This window comes from Streptomyces sp. NPDC029122 (assembly GCF_055569445.1).
In genome coordinates, this window is record NZ_JBVHWK010000014.1 from 24,704 (window position 1) to 38,577 (window position 13,874).

Here is a 13,874-nt window from a genome sequence, read left to right on the forward strand (position 1 = left end):
GAAATAGTACGCAGCGGGGGCGACCGAGCAGTCGGTCGCCCCCGCGTTCATCGCGCGATCCAGCCTGTTATCGCGCCCCTCGCCACCCGGTCGCCCGGGCGGAGGCCTCGGGCGTCAGAACTGCAGCGCCCAGGAATCGATCTTGCCGGTGTCGACGTTGGCGTTGTCGTTCACCCGCAGCTTCCACACACCGTTGGCCACCTCGGCCGAGGCGTTGACCGTGTAGGTCTTGATGATGTTGTCGGCGCTGCCGCCGCTGCGGTTGTGCAGGTTGTAGGCCGTTCCGTCGGGGGCGATGAGGTCGACCTTCAGGTCACCGATGTAGGTGTGCTTGATGTCGACCGAGACGCTCAGCGCCGCCGGGGCGTTGCCGGATATCCCGCTGACGGTCACCGGCGAGTCGACGGTGGCGTTGTCGTTGACCGCGTAGTCCGCCGTGTTCTCGAACCTGGTGCCCGGGTTCGGCGGCGTGGTGCTCCCGCCCACGTTGAGCAGGCGGTTGGGGGAGCCGGTGCCGGGGCTGGTCACCACGTTCGGGGTGGACGCCGCGACCAGGGCGTCACGGATCTGCGCCGGGGTGCTCGCCGGGTTCTGCGAGAGGTACAGGGCCGCCGCGCCCGCGACGTGCGGCGAGGCCATCGAGGTGCCGGAGATGGTGTTGGTGGCGGTGTCGCCCGTGCCCCACGTGGAGGTGATGGAGGAGCCCGGCGCGAAGATGTCCAGGACGGAGCCGTAGTTGGAGTAACTGGCCTTCGCGTCGGTGTTGGTGGTGGCGCCGACCGTGATGGCCTCGGCGACGCGCGCGGGGGACTTGGTGGAGGCGTCGGTGGACTCGTTGCCCGCCGCGACCGCGTAGGTGATGCCTGCGGCGACGGAGTTGCGTACGGCGGTGTCGAGCGCGGAGTCCGCGCCGCCGCCGAGCGACATGTTGGCCACGGCCGGCTTCACCGCGTTGCGGGTCACCCAGTCGATGCCGGCGACGACCTGGGCGGTCGTGCCCGAGCCCTGGTTGTTGAGCACGCGGACGCCGACGATCTTGACCTTCTTGGCCACGCCGTACGCCCCGCCGCCGACGGTACCGGCCACGTGCGTGCCGTGGCCGTGGCCGTCCTGGGCGGTGTTGTCGTTGTCGATCGCGTCGTAGCCGTCGACGGCGCGGCCGCCGAAGTCCTGGTGCGTCTTGCGGACGCCGGTGTCGATGATGTACGCGGTGACGCCCTCGCCGGCCTTGTCCGGGTAGGTGTAGCTCTGGTCGAGCGGGAGGGCCCGCTGGTCGATGCGGTCCAGGCCCCAGGACGGCGGGCTGGGCTGGGTGGCGTCCACGGTGAAGGTCCGGTTCTGCACGACCGACCGCACGGCCGGGTCGGCGGCGAGCTTTCTGGCCTGCGCCTCGGAGACCTCGACGGAGTAGCCGTTGAGGGCCGCGCTGTAGACCCGGTCGATCTTCGCTCCGTACCGCTTGGCGACGGCCTTTCCGCTGTCGGCGGTGGAGCGGGCGGCGGAGTCCTCCAGGGTCACGATGTAGCTGCCGGGGACGGCCCCGGGAGCTCCGGCGTTCTCGATGACGCCCTGGGGGCCGTCGGCCGCGGAGGCGGGCAGGGCGGCGGCCGCGCCGAGCGCGAGGGCCACGACGGCGGTCGCGCTGACGCCGGCGATCCTCCGGCGGGTGTGACGGATCACGGACATGTGGGGGGTCCTCCTCGTAGGGGGTGGAGTGCGACGGCGCGTGCGGCGGTGCGGCGGTGCCCGGACACGCGGGGATTTCCTGTTTCAGGCATGTCCATGACAACGATTCCGCCCGAACGGGCCGTCGTCCCGCAAAGGTTGACCCACCCGTGCCGCATCCCACAAGAGCACAACGGAGGCACAACGGACGCGTAACATCTGCGCCATACAACGGCCATGAACGAGCAAAGGCGCTCCGCACATGACGCACGCACTTCCCGGATACGTCTGTCCCGAGGACGGCACGCGCGCGGACGTGCGGACCGCCCCGTGGTGCTGCCCTCTCTGCGGCGGTCCCTGGGACCTCGACTTCACACCCGATCCGGCCATCGCGCTGGAACCGGCCGCCGGCCCCCACTCGTTGTGGCGGTTCGCGCCCGCGCTGCCGCTGCCGGGGGCGTTCTCGGTCTCGCTCTCGGAGGGGCACACCCCGCTGGTGCCGCTCGCGGAGAGGATTCACGCCAAACTCGACTTCCTGATGCCGACGCTGTCCTTCAAGGACCGGGGCGCGGTCATGCTCGCCGAACTGGCGCGGCGGCTGGCCCCGGAGCGGGTGATCGCCGACAGCAGCGGCAACGCCGGGACGTCCGTGGCGGCGTACTGCGCCCGGGCCGGGCTGAGTTGTGAAGTTTTCGTGCCGGAGGGCACCTCGGAGAAGAAGACCGGGCAGATGCGGGCCCACGGCGCGGCCGTACGGGTCGTCGCGGGCGGGCGCGAGGCCACGGCGCTGGCCGCGCGGGCCGCCGCGGACGAACCGGGGGTCTTCTACGCGAGCCACGTCTTCAACCCGTACTTCCTGCACGGCACGAAGACGTACGCCTACGAGATCTGGGAGGCCCTCGGCGGGCGGCTCCCGGAGGCGCTGGTCGTACCGGTGGGCAACGGCACCCTGCTGCTGGGCGCCGCGCTGGCGGTGGAGGAACTGGCCCGGCGCGGGGTACGGCCGCCCGCGCTGATCGGAGTCCAGGCGGAGGCGGTGTCCCCGCTCGCGGCGGCCTTCGCGGCGGGCGCCGAGGACGCCGCCGCGGTACCGCAGCTGCCGACCCTGGCGGAGGGCATCGCGATCCCCGCCCCGCCGCGGGCCCGGCAGATCCTGGCCGCGGTCCGCAAGTCCGGCGGCACCTTCCTCACGGTTGCGGACGACCGGCTGCGCGAGGCCCAGCAGGACCTGGCGCGGCGCGGCCTGTTCGTGGAACCGACGGCGGCGGCCTGCTGGGCGGCGGTGTGCCCCACCGCCCCCGGCGACCCCCTGCGCGGCCGCACGGCGGTCCTCCCGCTGTGCGGCGCCGGCGCCACATCGGGCCTGGCCGCCCTTCCGTCCTGAGGCGCGGCGGCACCGGCCCGGGCGGCGCCGTGAGGTGGGCGGCACCGTGACCCGGGCGGCGCCGTGACGTGGACGTCGGAAAACCGCCAGCCGCGGGGCCGCCCGGTCTGGTCAACTGGCCCCATGACCACCCACCTTGACCACGCCGCCCGGGCCGCCGCCTTCACCGCGCTGCACACCCCCGCCGCCCCCCTCGCCCTCGCCAACGCCTGGGACGTCGCCAGTGCCCGCGTCGTGGAGGCCGCCGGGGCGCCGGCGGTGGCCACCACCAGCGCCGGTGTCGCCTGGTCGCTCGGGTCCCCCGACGGGGACGCGCTCGCGCGGGAGCGGGCGCTGGACCTGATCGCCCGGGTGGCCTCGGCCGTCTCCGTACCCGTCACCGCCGACATCGAGGGCGGCTTCGCGGCCGACGCCGCCGGGGTCGGCGAGACCGTCACCGGGGTGCTGGCCGCCGGCGCGGTCGGCATCAACATCGAGGACGGCCGCCGCGCCCCGGCCGAGCAGGCGGAGCGCCTGGCCGCGGCCCGTGCCGCCGCCGAGGCGGCCGGGGTGCCGCTGTACATCAACGCCCGCGTGGACACGTACCTCTTCGGCCTCGGCGAGAGCGGCACCCGCCTCGACGAGACCCTCTCCCGCGCCGCGGCCTACCTCGCCGCCGGCGCCACCGGGGTCTTCGTGCCCGGGGTCACCGATCCCGCCACCGTCGCCGAGCTCGCCAAGGGGATCGGCGCCCCGCTCAACGTCCTCGTCGGTCCCGGCGCCCCGTCCGTCGCCGAGCTCGGCGCCCTCGGCGTGGCCCGCGTCAGCCTCGGCTCCTGGGTGGCCGAGGCCGCGTACGCGGTCGTCCGCCGCGCCACCGAGGAACTGCTGGCCGGCGGCACCTACGGGTCCCTCGCCGGCGCGCTGCCGTACGGGGAGCTGAACGCGCTGCTCAAGGGGTGAGATAACCGGGAAGCTTGCAGGGGGCAACGACCGTAGGATCCGGCCATGGGAACCTCGACTCCGATAAACGGCACGGGCGGCGCGACGGCGGACACCGCGCGCCGCAGGACGACCGGGGCCGTGTGGTTCGCGCTGACGCTCGTGTACGTGGTCTGGGGCTCGACCTACCTCGGCATCCGGATCGTCGTCCAGACCATGCCGCCCTTCCTCTCCGCCGGGGCCCGCTTCATCACCGCCGGCCTGGTGCTGGCCGGCATCGTCGCCTGGCGGTACGGGCCGGCCGCGCTCAGGGTCACGGCCGCGCAGGCCCGCTCGGCGGTCGTGGTCGGCCTGCTGCTCATCCTGGGCGGCAACGGGCTGGTGGTGCTGGCCGAGACCGCCATCCCCTCCGGGCTGGCCGCGCTGCTGGTGGCGGCGGTGCCGATGTGGGTGGTGGTGCTGCGGGCGGGCAGCGGGGACCGGCCGTCGCCGCGCACCGTGGCCGGGGTGCTGGTGGGGCTCGCCGGGCTGGGGGTGCTGACCAGCCCGGGACTCAGCGGGGAGGTGCGGCTGTGGGGGGTGCTGATGGTGCTGGCGGCCTCGGTGCTGTGGTCGCTGGGCTCGTTCTCGGCGTCGAAGCTGCCGCTGCCGGAGAATCCGTTCGCGGGTTCCGCGTACCAGATGCTGGCGGGCGGGGTCGGCGGGGTGGTCGTGGGGCTGGTGCGCGGCGAGCAGCGCGGCCTGGACGTGGGTGCCTTCTCCACCGCCTCGTGGGTGGCGCTGGGCTACCTCGTGCTGATCGGGTCGGTGGTCGGTTTCACGGCGTACGCGTGGCTGCTCCAGGCGGCGCCGCTGTCGCTCGTGGCCACGTACGCGTACGTCAATCCGGTGGTGGCCGTCGCGCTGGGCGCGCTCATCCTGGACGAACCGCTGACCCTGCCCATCGTGCTCGGCGGCGCGATCGTGGTGGCGGCGGTGGGCGTGATCGTCAGTACGGAACGCCGCGCGTAGCCGCGCCCGGGGCGGACGCGCGCGGCCCGGCTCAGCCCCTGGCCGCGCGCTCGTACAGGGCCTTGGCCCGCTCGTCGTACAGCGCGGCGGTGGAGTCCACGTCCGTTTCCCCGCCGCTGAGCACGCCGATCAGCCGGCCCGGCTGTCCCGTGCCCCCGCGGTCGGCGATCCAGGGGCTGCCGCTGGTGCCGGTCCAGAAGCCCGAGCAGCTGATGTACAGCAGGTCGGGGTCGTCGAGGTCGTGGCGGGTCTGGGTGGTGCAGGACACGGGCTTGTTCTGCGGGTTGTGCTCGGACTCCGGGTAGCCGACGACGGTGACCTCCCGCTCGTACCCGGAGGTCCAGTCGGGCGCGGGCGCCTCGCCCTTGCCCCCGACGGCCTCCTGGACGCTGCGGCCGTCCTCGTCCGGCTCGATGGTGAGGAAGGCGAAGTCGGCGGTGTCCTCGCCCCACTTCGTCCAGCGTTCGTCGACGTGGATCGAGCGGACCTTCCACACGCCGAGGGGCTGGGTGCCCGAGCCCTCCCCGGAGAAGGCGGGCGCGAAGGAGAGCTCGCCGATGGCGAGGCCGTCGTGGGCGACCTCGCCCGGCACTCCGTGCTCGCCCGCCGGGGCGACGCAGTGCGCGGCGGTCGCGACGACGTTGCCCCTGGGGCTGTCGACCACGCTCGCCGTGCACCAGTGCTCGCCGTTGGCCATGAGCACGCCGACGGTGGGGAAGGGGTGCACCGGGCGGTCGCCGGGCGCCTTGAGGAACGCGACGGCGCACACCATCGCGATCCCGGCGGCGGCCACCGCGGTGGCCCCCTTCACCGCGGGGCTCATCGCACGGCGGGGTCGGGTGTCGGTCCTCGCATCACCTTGCTGATCCACTCCAGGGAGCCCTCCCTCATTCCGCGCACGTAGGACTTTCCGTTGTGCTCACCATCCTGGATCACCTGGAGCCGAGTGTGCACGGGGCCCCTGCCGTACTCGCGCATGAACCGCTCGGCCAGGTCGCGGCCGCTCTCCTTGGTGCCGATCTGGAAGTTGATCCACACCTCCGGACCCCCCTCCTTGATCAGCTTCTCGGCGAGCTTCTCGGGGTTGTTCTCGTCCATGGCCTGCTGGTTCCCCTTCCACAGCGGGGAGTCGGGGACGAAGTCGGTCCCGCTGGCGATGACCGCCTTGAAGCGTTCGGGGTACTTCAGCACGTGCTTGAAGGCGCCGAAACCGCCCGAGGAGGAGCCCATGAAGGCCCAGCCGTCGCGGGAGGTGAAGGTGCGGAAATTGGCCTTCGTGAAATCCGGGATGTCATCGGCCATCCAGGTGCCCATCTTCGGCTGACCGGGGATGTCCGACCCGTCGAAGTGGTGCTTGGTGTCCGCGTTGATCACCGGCATGACGAGGATGAAGGGCAGGCTGGTGCCGGCCTTGACCCCGTCGATCACGGCCTGCTGGAGGCCGAGGCCGGGTCCGGTGCCCCAGTAGTTCTTGGGGTAGCCGCGGCCGCCGGGCAGGGAGATCAGCACGGGGAAGGCGCTCTTGGCGTACTTCGGGTCGTCGTACTCCTTGGGCACCCACACCCACACGTCACCGGTGAAGCCGGACTTCCGGCCGGTCACGGTGGTCACCGCGATCTGCGTGCCGTCCGGCAGCCGGCTGGTGCGCGTGAACTCGGCCTTGGGGCCGGTCGGCATCAGCACCTCGGGGCGGACGTCCTCGGCGGCCGCCGACTCCTGGATCTTCCCGAAGGAGACCGGGTCCCCCACGTCCGAGAAGAGGCCGGCCTTGTACGCCGCGCCGCCCCCGGCGGCGAGGGCGAGCGCGAGCCCGCCGCCGATCAGGACGTGGCGCCTGCGCGGGCGCGGGGGGCGACGGCCGCCCTTGGTCAGGGGGCTACCGTCGCCTTGGTGGTCATACTGCACTGAATTGTTCCCGTTCCTTCTCCGGCGCCCTGGTTGGGCGCGGGTCGGACCGATTGGTCCCCCTTGACACCTGTACAGAGGTGTGAACGACCGTATGGGTTGCCTGGGACCGGGGCGACGTGGCGAGGGCCACGTGGCGGAGTCCGGCGACGGGTCGGGCGGCGGGGCGGGCGGCGGTCCGGCGTGCGGGAACGGGGCGAGGAAGGGGCGAGGAAGGGGCCGCGGGAGGGGAGGGGGCGGAACGGGCCGCGGGAACGGGGCGCGGTCCGGGCGTACGGGCGCCGGTCAGCCGGCCTCGGGCTTGGGGCCCTTCAGCACCTTGCTGACCCACTCCAGCGAGCCTTCCTTCATGCCGCGCACGTAGTGCCAGCCGTTGTGCTCGCCGTTCTGGATGTCGCGGATGGTCGTCTTGACCGGGCCCTTGCCGTACTGCTGCACGAATTTCGCCATCCGGTCCTTGCCGGACTCCTTCGTGCCCACCTGGAAGTTGATGTAGACGTCCGGGCCGCCGCTCTCGATCAGCTTCTCGGCGAGCCTCTCGGGATTGTTGGCGTCCATCTCCGCCTGGTGGCCCCTCCAGAGCGGGGAGTCGGGGGTGATCTCGCCGCCGCTGGCGATCACGGCCTTGAACTTGTCCGGGTGCTGCAGGAGCGTCTTCATGCCGACGAAGGCGCCCGAGGAGGAGCCCATGAAGGCCCAGCCGTCGCGGGACTTGTACGTACGGAAGTTCGCGCGGGCGAAGTCCGGGACGTCCTCGGCGATCCAGGTGCCCATCTTCGGCTGACCCGGTATGTCGGCACCGTCGTAGTAGTACTTGTTGTCCGGGTTGAGCACCGGCATGATCAGGACGAAGGGCAGGCTGGTACCGGCCTGGACGCCCTCGGAGACGGCCTTCTGCAGGCCGAGGCTGCGGTCGGCCCAGTAGTTCGTCGGGAAGCCGTTGCCGCCGGGGAGGGCTATGAGGACCGGGAAGGCGCTCTTGGCGTACTTCGGGTCGTCGTACTCCTTGGGGGCCCAGACCCAGACGTCGCCCTCGAAGCCCGACTTGGCGCCGGCCAGGCGGGTCTTGGCGATGACGGTGCCGTCGTCGAGCTTGGTGGTCTGCTTGAAGTCGGACTTCGGGCCGGACGGCATCTGCACGTCCGGGTCGCCGGTGGGTCTGGCCGGGGCGGAGGGCTCCGCCTTCTTCCCTCCGGCGCCGGCGTCCGTGGCGGCGGGCGGGGCGGGCTTGCCGAAGCTGACGGCCTCGCCGTTGCCGTCGAACCACTCGTTCTCGTAGGCGGCGAAGCCGCCGCCGCCGAGGAGCAGCGCGCCGGCGACGCCGGCGCCGATCCACATCGCGCGCCGCGACTTCCTGCGGCCCTGCCCCCGCTCGGGCTCATGGCCGGACGACTGCTGCGGGTACTCGTGCACGGGCTTCGCTCCGAACGGTTCGGCCTGCCCCGGGCGGGACAGTGCGGATGGACATCCCCTAGTCCTGATGTGCGGAGCCTGTGAAAAGTTCCAAATCCTTGCAAAGACCTGCCCGGAGCATCAGGTTTCCGGCGGCTCACCGCTGGCCGTCGAGCACCTCCGCGCACCGTCCGAGCAGCTCGATGAGCTGGGTGCGCTCCTGGTCCGTGAGGGCGGCGGCGAGGGCGGTCTCGACGCGGACGGCGCCGGCGTCGGCCAGCTCCATCGCGGCGCGGCCCTCGGGGGTGAGCCGGGTCTCCAGCACGTTGCGGTGCCACTCGTGGGGGGTGCGCTCGATGAGGCCGCGCTCGTGGAGGTTCTTCAGAACGGTGTTCATGGTGGGGGGTGTGACCCCGCAGAGCCGGGCGAGGGCGGCCGCGGAGATGCCCGGCTTCTCGGCGAGCCAGAGCAGGGCCGCGTACTGCGGAACCGTTACTGCGGCCGGCTTGCAGGCGGCGGTCTTCGCCGCGAGGAGCGCCTGCTCGGCGCGCTTGATGTGCGCACCGATGCGCTCCTCGGGAGGCATGGAGGTCATTGCGGCATCCTACGACCCTTGCCAATCATTAGAGCCCTAACTACTCTGCGAACTCACTGATCAAGAAGGGTTCACCTGTGCGTAAGTTCACTCACGTCCTGCTCTCCGCCGCCGCCGTCGCCCTGACCGCCGCCCTCACCACGGGCGCCGCGCCCGCACCGTCCCCCGTGGGGACCGCCTTCACCCTCCCCGGCTCGAAGGTCTACCCGGAGGGCATAGCCGCCGACCCGCGCACGGGCACCGTGTACGTCGGCTCGTACGCGGACGGCACCGTGTACCGCGCCCGTCCGGGTGCCCGTACCGCCGAGGTGTTCCTCCCGTCCGGCACCGACGGCCGGCGCACGGCGAACGGCCTGCGCGTCGACGCCCGGGGCCGGCTGTGGGTCACGGACTCCACGGCGGGGGTGGCGGTGTACGACACGGCGACGGGCACCCGCCTGGCGCGGTTCGAGGCCGCGGCGGACACCCCGCACTTCATCAACGACCTGACCGTCACCCCGGACGGCACCGCCTACCTGACGGACAGCGTCCGCGCGGTGATCTACCGCGTCACCCCCGGGCAGCTGCGCGCCGGCTCCGGCCCGCTGACGGTGGCGTACGACCTGAGCGGGCACGTCACCCCGCCGCCGCCCGGCCACCTCACGCTCAACGGGATCACCTCGGACCGGGCGGGCCGCTACCTGCTGACGGTCGACATGACCGGAGGCGAGCTGCACCGCGTCGACCTGCGCACCGGCGCCCTGAGCCGGGTCGCCCTGACCGGCGGTGATCTCAAGGCCGCCGACGGCATCCAGCTCTCCCCCGCCGGCACCCTCCGGGCGGCGCACAACGTCACCAACACCCTGACCCGCTGGCAGCTCAGCCCGGACGGCACCCGCGCCCGACTGACCCGCACCCTGACGGACGCCTCCCTCCAGATCCCCACCACCCTGGCCCACACCCCGGGCCGCACCCTGGTGGTCCGCTCCCAGTTCGACAAGGGCGGCCCCATGACCCCCTCGACCGGCGAGCCGGTCACCTTCTCGGTGGCCGAGGTCCGGGGGCTGTGACGCCGGCGAGAAAGCAAAGCGGCGGGGAACCGCGTTCGGAGGGGGCTCGGGACCGCTACCGTGAAGCCATGACCGCACTGCCCGACTGGATGCGCCCGCCGCGCGCGGAAGGCTGGTTCGCGGAGGACCTGGACCGCCTCCCCGAGGCACCCCGCCACACCGAGCTCATCGACGGAGCCCTCGTCTTCATGATGTCGCCCCAGCGTGCCTGGCACGGCCGCCTCGTGACCGCCCTCACCACCACGCTCATGGCACAGGCACCAGCCCGCTTCGAGGTCGAGCGGGAGATGACGATTCGCCTGGACCCCCGCAACCGCCCGGAGCCGGACCTCCTGCTGACGGACCTTCCCTACGACCCCGACCGCACCTGGTACGCCCCCGAGGACGTAAAGCTCGTCATCGAGGTCGTCTCCCCCGAATCCGCCCACCGGGACCGCACGGTCAAACTCCGCAAGTACGCGGAGGCCGGCATCCCGCACTACTGGTGCATCGAGGACGAGGACGGGGCGCCCGTCGTCCACGTCTACGAGCTCGACGAACCCACCGGCGCCTACGCGCCCGCCGGGATCTTCCGGGGCGCCCTCCGGCGCCCGGTGCCCTTCGAGATCACCCTGGACCTCGACAAGCTCACACCGTCGCGCAGCGCCTGAACGCCGCTCGTATGCCCGGGGCGGCGCGTACCGCCCCGGGCACGGGCCGTCAGAGCCCCGCCTTCCCCTCGCTGCTGCCGCTCATCCCGGCCGACACCCGCCGGTCGTTCGCCGCCCGGCCCCCTCCGCGACCACGACCGCCGCCACCGGACCGGACTGATGACCACGCTGGAGGCGTTCCTGGAGTGCGACGCGTCCTGGACGAGAACCGCCGCCCGGCTCCACCTCCACGTCAGCTCGCTGCGCCACCGCATCGCCCGTATCGAAGAGCTGACGGACACGGACCTGGCCCGCCTGGAAACCCGCCTGGACTTCCTGGCGGCCCTCCGGACCACCTGAGCCCCGACAACGCGCTCTCGAATGTGATCCACAACTCTCCGTTCGGAATCCTCTTGCAGCTGCCATACGTGATCCTGCAATCTCCCCATCAGGCCGATTCACATTCGGCAGGATGTCCTTAGTGAGGAGCGGGCCCGATGAGCAGCGAGCACCCGGGGCTGTACGAGATGCTGGACGACCGGTTCCGTACCGGGCGGTGCATGAACGGTGACGAGGCCCTGGAGGTCCTGTACACCGGCTGCCGCTGGGCCGAGGGGCCGATCTACGTGCCGGCCTGGCGCCAGCTGGTCTGGAGCGACATCCCCAACGACCGGATGCTGCGGTGGGACGAGGAGACCGGCTCGGTCGCCGTCTTCCGCCGCTCCGCCGGGCACACCAACGGCAACACCCTCGACCGCGAGGGCAGGCTGATCACCTGTGAGCAGGGCAACCGCCGGGTGACCCGGACCGAACACGACGGCACCGTCACCGTGCTGGCCGACCGGTGGCAGGGCAAGCGCCTGAACAGCCCGAACGACGCGGCCGTGAAGTCCGACGGCTCGGTCTGGTTCTCCGACCCCGACTTCGGCATCACCAGCGACTACGAGGGCTACCGCGCGCAGAGCGAGATCGGCTCCAACAACGTGTACCGGATCGATCCGGCCACGGGCGAGGTACGCCTGGTCGCGGACTGCTTCGGCGCGCCGAACGGGCTGGTCTTCTCGGCCGACGAGCGGCAGCTGTTCGTCTCCGACACCCGGGCGGGCTTCATCCGGGTCTTCGACGTGCGCGACGACGGCACCCTGTCCGACGGCGAGGTCTTCGCCGAGGCCGGGGCCCGGGAGAACGCCCGCTTCGACAACCTCCGCTTCGACGACGGCGGCCGGCTCTGGGTGGCCGCGATGGCCGACGGCGTGCACTGCTACGACCCCGACGGCACCCTGATCGGCCGCCTCAACGTCCCCGAGACGGTCGCCAACATCTCCTGGGGCGGCGCCAAGCGCAACCGCTTGTTCATCACCGCGGAGACCAGCCTGTACTCGGTGGTCATGGCCGTCACCGGCACCCACCCGACGGGCCCGGGCCCCCGCCCCTGGCCGGCCCCGTCCTCCCTCTGAACCCCGGGGCCGCAACCAGCCCCGAGCCCCTGCGGAAACGCTCCTCCGCAGGGGCTTTCCCGGCACGGGCGGTCAGCCTGACCTGCATGTTCGCCACGTCAGCGACGTGGTGTCATTTCATCCGCTCAGACGTTGAAGCGGAACTCCACCACGTCGCCGTCCTGCATGACGTAGTCCTTGCCCTCCATGCGGGCCTTGCCCTTGGCGCGGGCCTCCGTGACCGAGCCGCATTCGACCAGGTCCGCGAAGGAAATGACCTCCGCCTTGATGAAGCCGCGCTGGAAGTCGGTGTGGATGACGCCGGCCGCCTCGGGGGCGGTGGCGCCCTGCTGGATGGTCCAGGCGCGGGTTTCCTTCGGGCCGGCCGTCAGGTAGGTCTGGAGGCCCAGGGTGGCGAAGCCGACGCGGCCGAGGGTGGCGAGGCCGGGCTCGTCCTGGCCGACGGACTGGAGGAGCTCGAGGGCTTCCTCGTCGTCCAGCTCCGCGAGGTCCGCCTCCAGCTTCGCGTTCAGGAAGATCGCCTCGGCCGGGGCGACCAGGGCGGACTGCTCCGCCTTGAAGGCCTCGTCCGTCAGCTCGTCCTCGTCCACGTTGAAGACGTACAGGAACGGCTTCGTGGTGAGGAGGTGGAGCTCGTGGAGGAGGTCGCCCTTCTCCGTGCCCTTGGTGATGCCCTTGGAGAAGAGGGTGTCACCGGCTTCGAGGATCTTCTTGGCCTCGACGACCGCCGCCAGGACCGCGACCTTCTCCTTCTGGAGGCGGGACTCCTTCGTCAGGCGCGGCTCGGCCTTCTCGATGGACTGGAGGTCGGCGAGGATCAGCTCGGTGTTGATCGTCTCGATGTCGTCCTTGGGCGAGACCTTGCCGTCGACGTGGACGACGTTCTCGTCCTTGAAGGCGCGGATGACCTGGCAGATCGCGTCCGACTCGCGGATGTTCGCCAGGAACTTGTTGCCCAGGCCCTCGCCCTCCGAGGCGCCCCGCACGATGCCCGCGATGTCGACGAAGTCGACCGTGGCGGGGAGGACCTTCTGCGAGCCGAAGATCTCGGCCAGCTTGGCCAGGCGGGGGTCGGGGACGCCGACCACGCCGATGTTCGGCTCGATGGTGGCGAACGGGTAGTTGGCCGCCAGCACGTCGTTCTTGGTCAGGGCGTTGAACAGGGTCGACTTGCCGACATTCGGCAGGCCGACGATTCCGATCGTGAGCGACACGTTGGCGACTTCCCGTAGCTGGAGGGGGCGGCGGCCCGGAGGTGGGCCACCGGACAGTTTACTTTCCGCTGAGCGGCGCTGGTTGTACGCGTGTCCGGACCGGGATCCGGGCGCCTTCCCGCCTAGTTTGGTGGGGTGGAGCAATACAGGATGCGTTCGGTACGTCACCCGCGGGTGCCCGCCCCGGTGCCCGCCCAGGCGCGGCGGCCCGCCGCGCCCCGGCGGCTGCCGCGGCCCATGCTGACCGGGCTCGGCGGCGGGCTGTTCGCCTGCGTGGCGATGCTGCTGGTGGCGGGGGTCTGCCGGCTGCTGTTCGGCTCCTCGCTCTTCGCGTACGGGCTCCTCTTCCTGCCCGTCGCCGCCGCGGTCGCCTTGTGGGTGCGGCCGGCGGACCTGATCACCGCGCCGATCTCGGCCCCCATCGCCTTCGCCGCCGGAGTGTGGCCGGTCTCGGGCGGCTCCGGCGGCTTCGGCGGGCAGCTCATGGGGGTGGTGTCCGCGCTGTCCCTGCACGCCGGGTGGCTGTACGCGGGCACGCTGATCGCCGGGCTGATCGCGCTGGTGCGCAGGGCCGCGCTGAGCGGGCGCAGGCGGGCCGCCCGGCAGCAGCGCAGGACGTCCAGCGCCGCCTACTGACCCGCCCGCCGGCCCC

At 72.0% G+C, this 13,874-nt stretch carries 14 protein-coding genes; 8 read left to right on the forward strand and 6 right to left on the reverse strand.

Annotated elements, in window-relative coordinates; translation table 11 throughout:
- Positions 1-114: 114 nt before the first annotated feature.
- On the reverse strand, positions 115-1,686 hold the full coding sequence (locus ACZ4WZ_RS17905) for a S8 family peptidase (protein WP_467891271.1): 1,572 nt from the start codon (positions 1,684-1,686) through the stop codon (positions 115-117).
- Positions 1,687-1,927: 241 nt separating this feature from the next.
- On the opposite strand from ACZ4WZ_RS17905, the gene ACZ4WZ_RS17910 reads away from it, so the two are divergent.
- The 3 genes from ACZ4WZ_RS17910 to ACZ4WZ_RS17920 all read left to right on the forward strand — a co-directional run bounded on the left by ACZ4WZ_RS17910 (position 1,928) and on the right by ACZ4WZ_RS17920 (position 4,981).
- Positions 1,928-3,049, forward strand: coding sequence for a pyridoxal-phosphate dependent enzyme (locus ACZ4WZ_RS17910; protein ID WP_467891274.1), 1,122 nt, complete (start codon positions 1,928-1,930; stop codon positions 3,047-3,049).
- A 123-nt stretch (positions 3,050-3,172) separates the two neighbouring features.
- Positions 3,173-3,991 carry an isocitrate lyase/PEP mutase family protein gene (locus ACZ4WZ_RS17915; RefSeq protein ID WP_467891277.1) on the forward strand — a complete coding sequence of 273 codons (819 nt, stop codon included), beginning with the start codon at positions 3,173-3,175 and terminating at the stop codon, positions 3,989-3,991.
- A gap of 45 nt (positions 3,992-4,036) precedes the next feature.
- Positions 4,037-4,981, forward strand: a complete 945-nt coding sequence (locus tag ACZ4WZ_RS17920; protein WP_467891280.1) for an EamA family transporter — start codon at positions 4,037-4,039, stop codon at positions 4,979-4,981.
- A 31-nt stretch (positions 4,982-5,012) separates the two neighbouring features.
- On the opposite strand, the gene ACZ4WZ_RS17925 is transcribed toward ACZ4WZ_RS17920, so the two are convergent.
- The 4 genes from ACZ4WZ_RS17925 to ACZ4WZ_RS17940 form a co-directional block, all read right to left on the reverse strand.
- The gene (locus ACZ4WZ_RS17925) at positions 5,013-5,792 is read right to left on the reverse strand and encodes a trypsin-like serine peptidase (protein ID WP_467891282.1); all 780 of its coding nucleotides are present in this window, start codon (positions 5,790-5,792) and stop codon (positions 5,013-5,015) included.
- A gap of 8 nt (positions 5,793-5,800) precedes the next feature.
- On the reverse strand, positions 5,801-6,886 hold the full coding sequence (locus ACZ4WZ_RS17930) for an alpha/beta hydrolase (RefSeq protein WP_467891285.1): 1,086 nt from the start codon (positions 6,884-6,886) through the stop codon (positions 5,801-5,803).
- A gap of 285 nt (positions 6,887-7,171) precedes the next feature.
- Positions 7,172-8,299: an alpha/beta hydrolase gene (locus tag ACZ4WZ_RS17935; RefSeq protein WP_467891287.1), complete on the reverse strand. Its 1,128-nt coding sequence runs from the start codon at positions 8,297-8,299 to the stop codon at positions 7,172-7,174.
- 136 nt (positions 8,300-8,435) lie between these two features.
- Positions 8,436-8,873 (reverse strand): MarR family winged helix-turn-helix transcriptional regulator, encoded by a 438-nt coding sequence (locus ACZ4WZ_RS17940; protein WP_467891289.1) that lies wholly within the window; start codon positions 8,871-8,873, stop codon positions 8,436-8,438.
- 77 nt (positions 8,874-8,950) lie between these two features.
- Between ACZ4WZ_RS17940 and ACZ4WZ_RS17945 the strand changes: the two genes are divergently transcribed.
- The 4 genes from ACZ4WZ_RS17945 to ACZ4WZ_RS17960 all read left to right on the forward strand — a co-directional run bounded on the left by ACZ4WZ_RS17945 (position 8,951) and on the right by ACZ4WZ_RS17960 (position 12,008).
- Complete coding sequence (locus ACZ4WZ_RS17945) at positions 8,951-9,922, forward strand: SMP-30/gluconolactonase/LRE family protein (protein ID WP_467891291.1); 972 nt, start codon at positions 8,951-8,953, stop codon at positions 9,920-9,922.
- 68 nt (positions 9,923-9,990) lie between these two features.
- Positions 9,991-10,572, forward strand: coding sequence for a Uma2 family endonuclease (locus ACZ4WZ_RS17950; protein ID WP_467891293.1), 582 nt, complete (start codon positions 9,991-9,993; stop codon positions 10,570-10,572).
- A gap of 159 nt (positions 10,573-10,731) precedes the next feature.
- Positions 10,732-10,911: a helix-turn-helix domain-containing protein gene (locus ACZ4WZ_RS17955; RefSeq protein ID WP_467891295.1), complete on the forward strand. Its 180-nt coding sequence runs from the start codon at positions 10,732-10,734 to the stop codon at positions 10,909-10,911.
- Positions 10,912-11,048: 137 nt separating this feature from the next.
- Positions 11,049-12,008, forward strand: coding sequence for an SMP-30/gluconolactonase/LRE family protein (locus ACZ4WZ_RS17960; protein ID WP_467891298.1), 960 nt, complete (start codon positions 11,049-11,051; stop codon positions 12,006-12,008).
- A 125-nt stretch (positions 12,009-12,133) separates the two neighbouring features.
- Here ACZ4WZ_RS17960 and ychF read toward each other — a convergent pair whose 3' ends face one another.
- Positions 12,134-13,222: a redox-regulated ATPase YchF gene (gene ychF, locus ACZ4WZ_RS17965; protein WP_467891300.1), complete on the reverse strand. Its 1,089-nt coding sequence runs from the start codon at positions 13,220-13,222 to the stop codon at positions 12,134-12,136.
- Positions 13,223-13,372: 150 nt separating this feature from the next.
- Between ychF and ACZ4WZ_RS17970 the strand changes: the two genes are divergently transcribed.
- Complete coding sequence (locus ACZ4WZ_RS17970) at positions 13,373-13,858, forward strand: DUF6542 domain-containing protein (protein WP_467891302.1); 486 nt, start codon at positions 13,373-13,375, stop codon at positions 13,856-13,858.
- Positions 13,859-13,874: the final 16 nt, after the last annotated feature.

Excerpts from the sequence above, each read along its gene's own strand:
- ACZ4WZ_RS17915 (WP_467891277.1), top strand. The coding sequence starts at position 3,173 with ATGACCACCCACCTTGACCACGCCGCCCGGGCCGCCGCCTTCACCGCG.
- ACZ4WZ_RS17920 (WP_467891280.1), top strand. The coding sequence starts at position 4,037 with ATGGGAACCTCGACTCCGATAAACGGCACGGGCGGCGCGACGGCGGAC.
- ACZ4WZ_RS17960 (WP_467891298.1), top strand. The coding sequence starts at position 11,049 with ATGAGCAGCGAGCACCCGGGGCTGTACGAGATGCTGGACGACCGGTTC.
- ACZ4WZ_RS17955 (WP_467891295.1), top strand. The coding sequence starts at position 10,732 with ATGACCACGCTGGAGGCGTTCCTGGAGTGCGACGCGTCCTGGACGAGA.
- ACZ4WZ_RS17940 (WP_467891289.1), bottom strand. The coding sequence starts at position 8,873 with ATGACCTCCATGCCTCCCGAGGAGCGCATCGGTGCGCACATCAAGCGC.
- ACZ4WZ_RS17905 (WP_467891271.1), bottom strand. The coding sequence starts at position 1,686 with ATGTCCGTGATCCGTCACACCCGCCGGAGGATCGCCGGCGTCAGCGCG.
- ACZ4WZ_RS17950 (WP_467891293.1), top strand. The coding sequence starts at position 9,991 with ATGACCGCACTGCCCGACTGGATGCGCCCGCCGCGCGCGGAAGGCTGG.
- ACZ4WZ_RS17910 (WP_467891274.1), top strand. The coding sequence starts at position 1,928 with ATGACGCACGCACTTCCCGGATACGTCTGTCCCGAGGACGGCACGCGC.
- ACZ4WZ_RS17970 (WP_467891302.1), top strand. The coding sequence starts at position 13,373 with ATGCGTTCGGTACGTCACCCGCGGGTGCCCGCCCCGGTGCCCGCCCAG.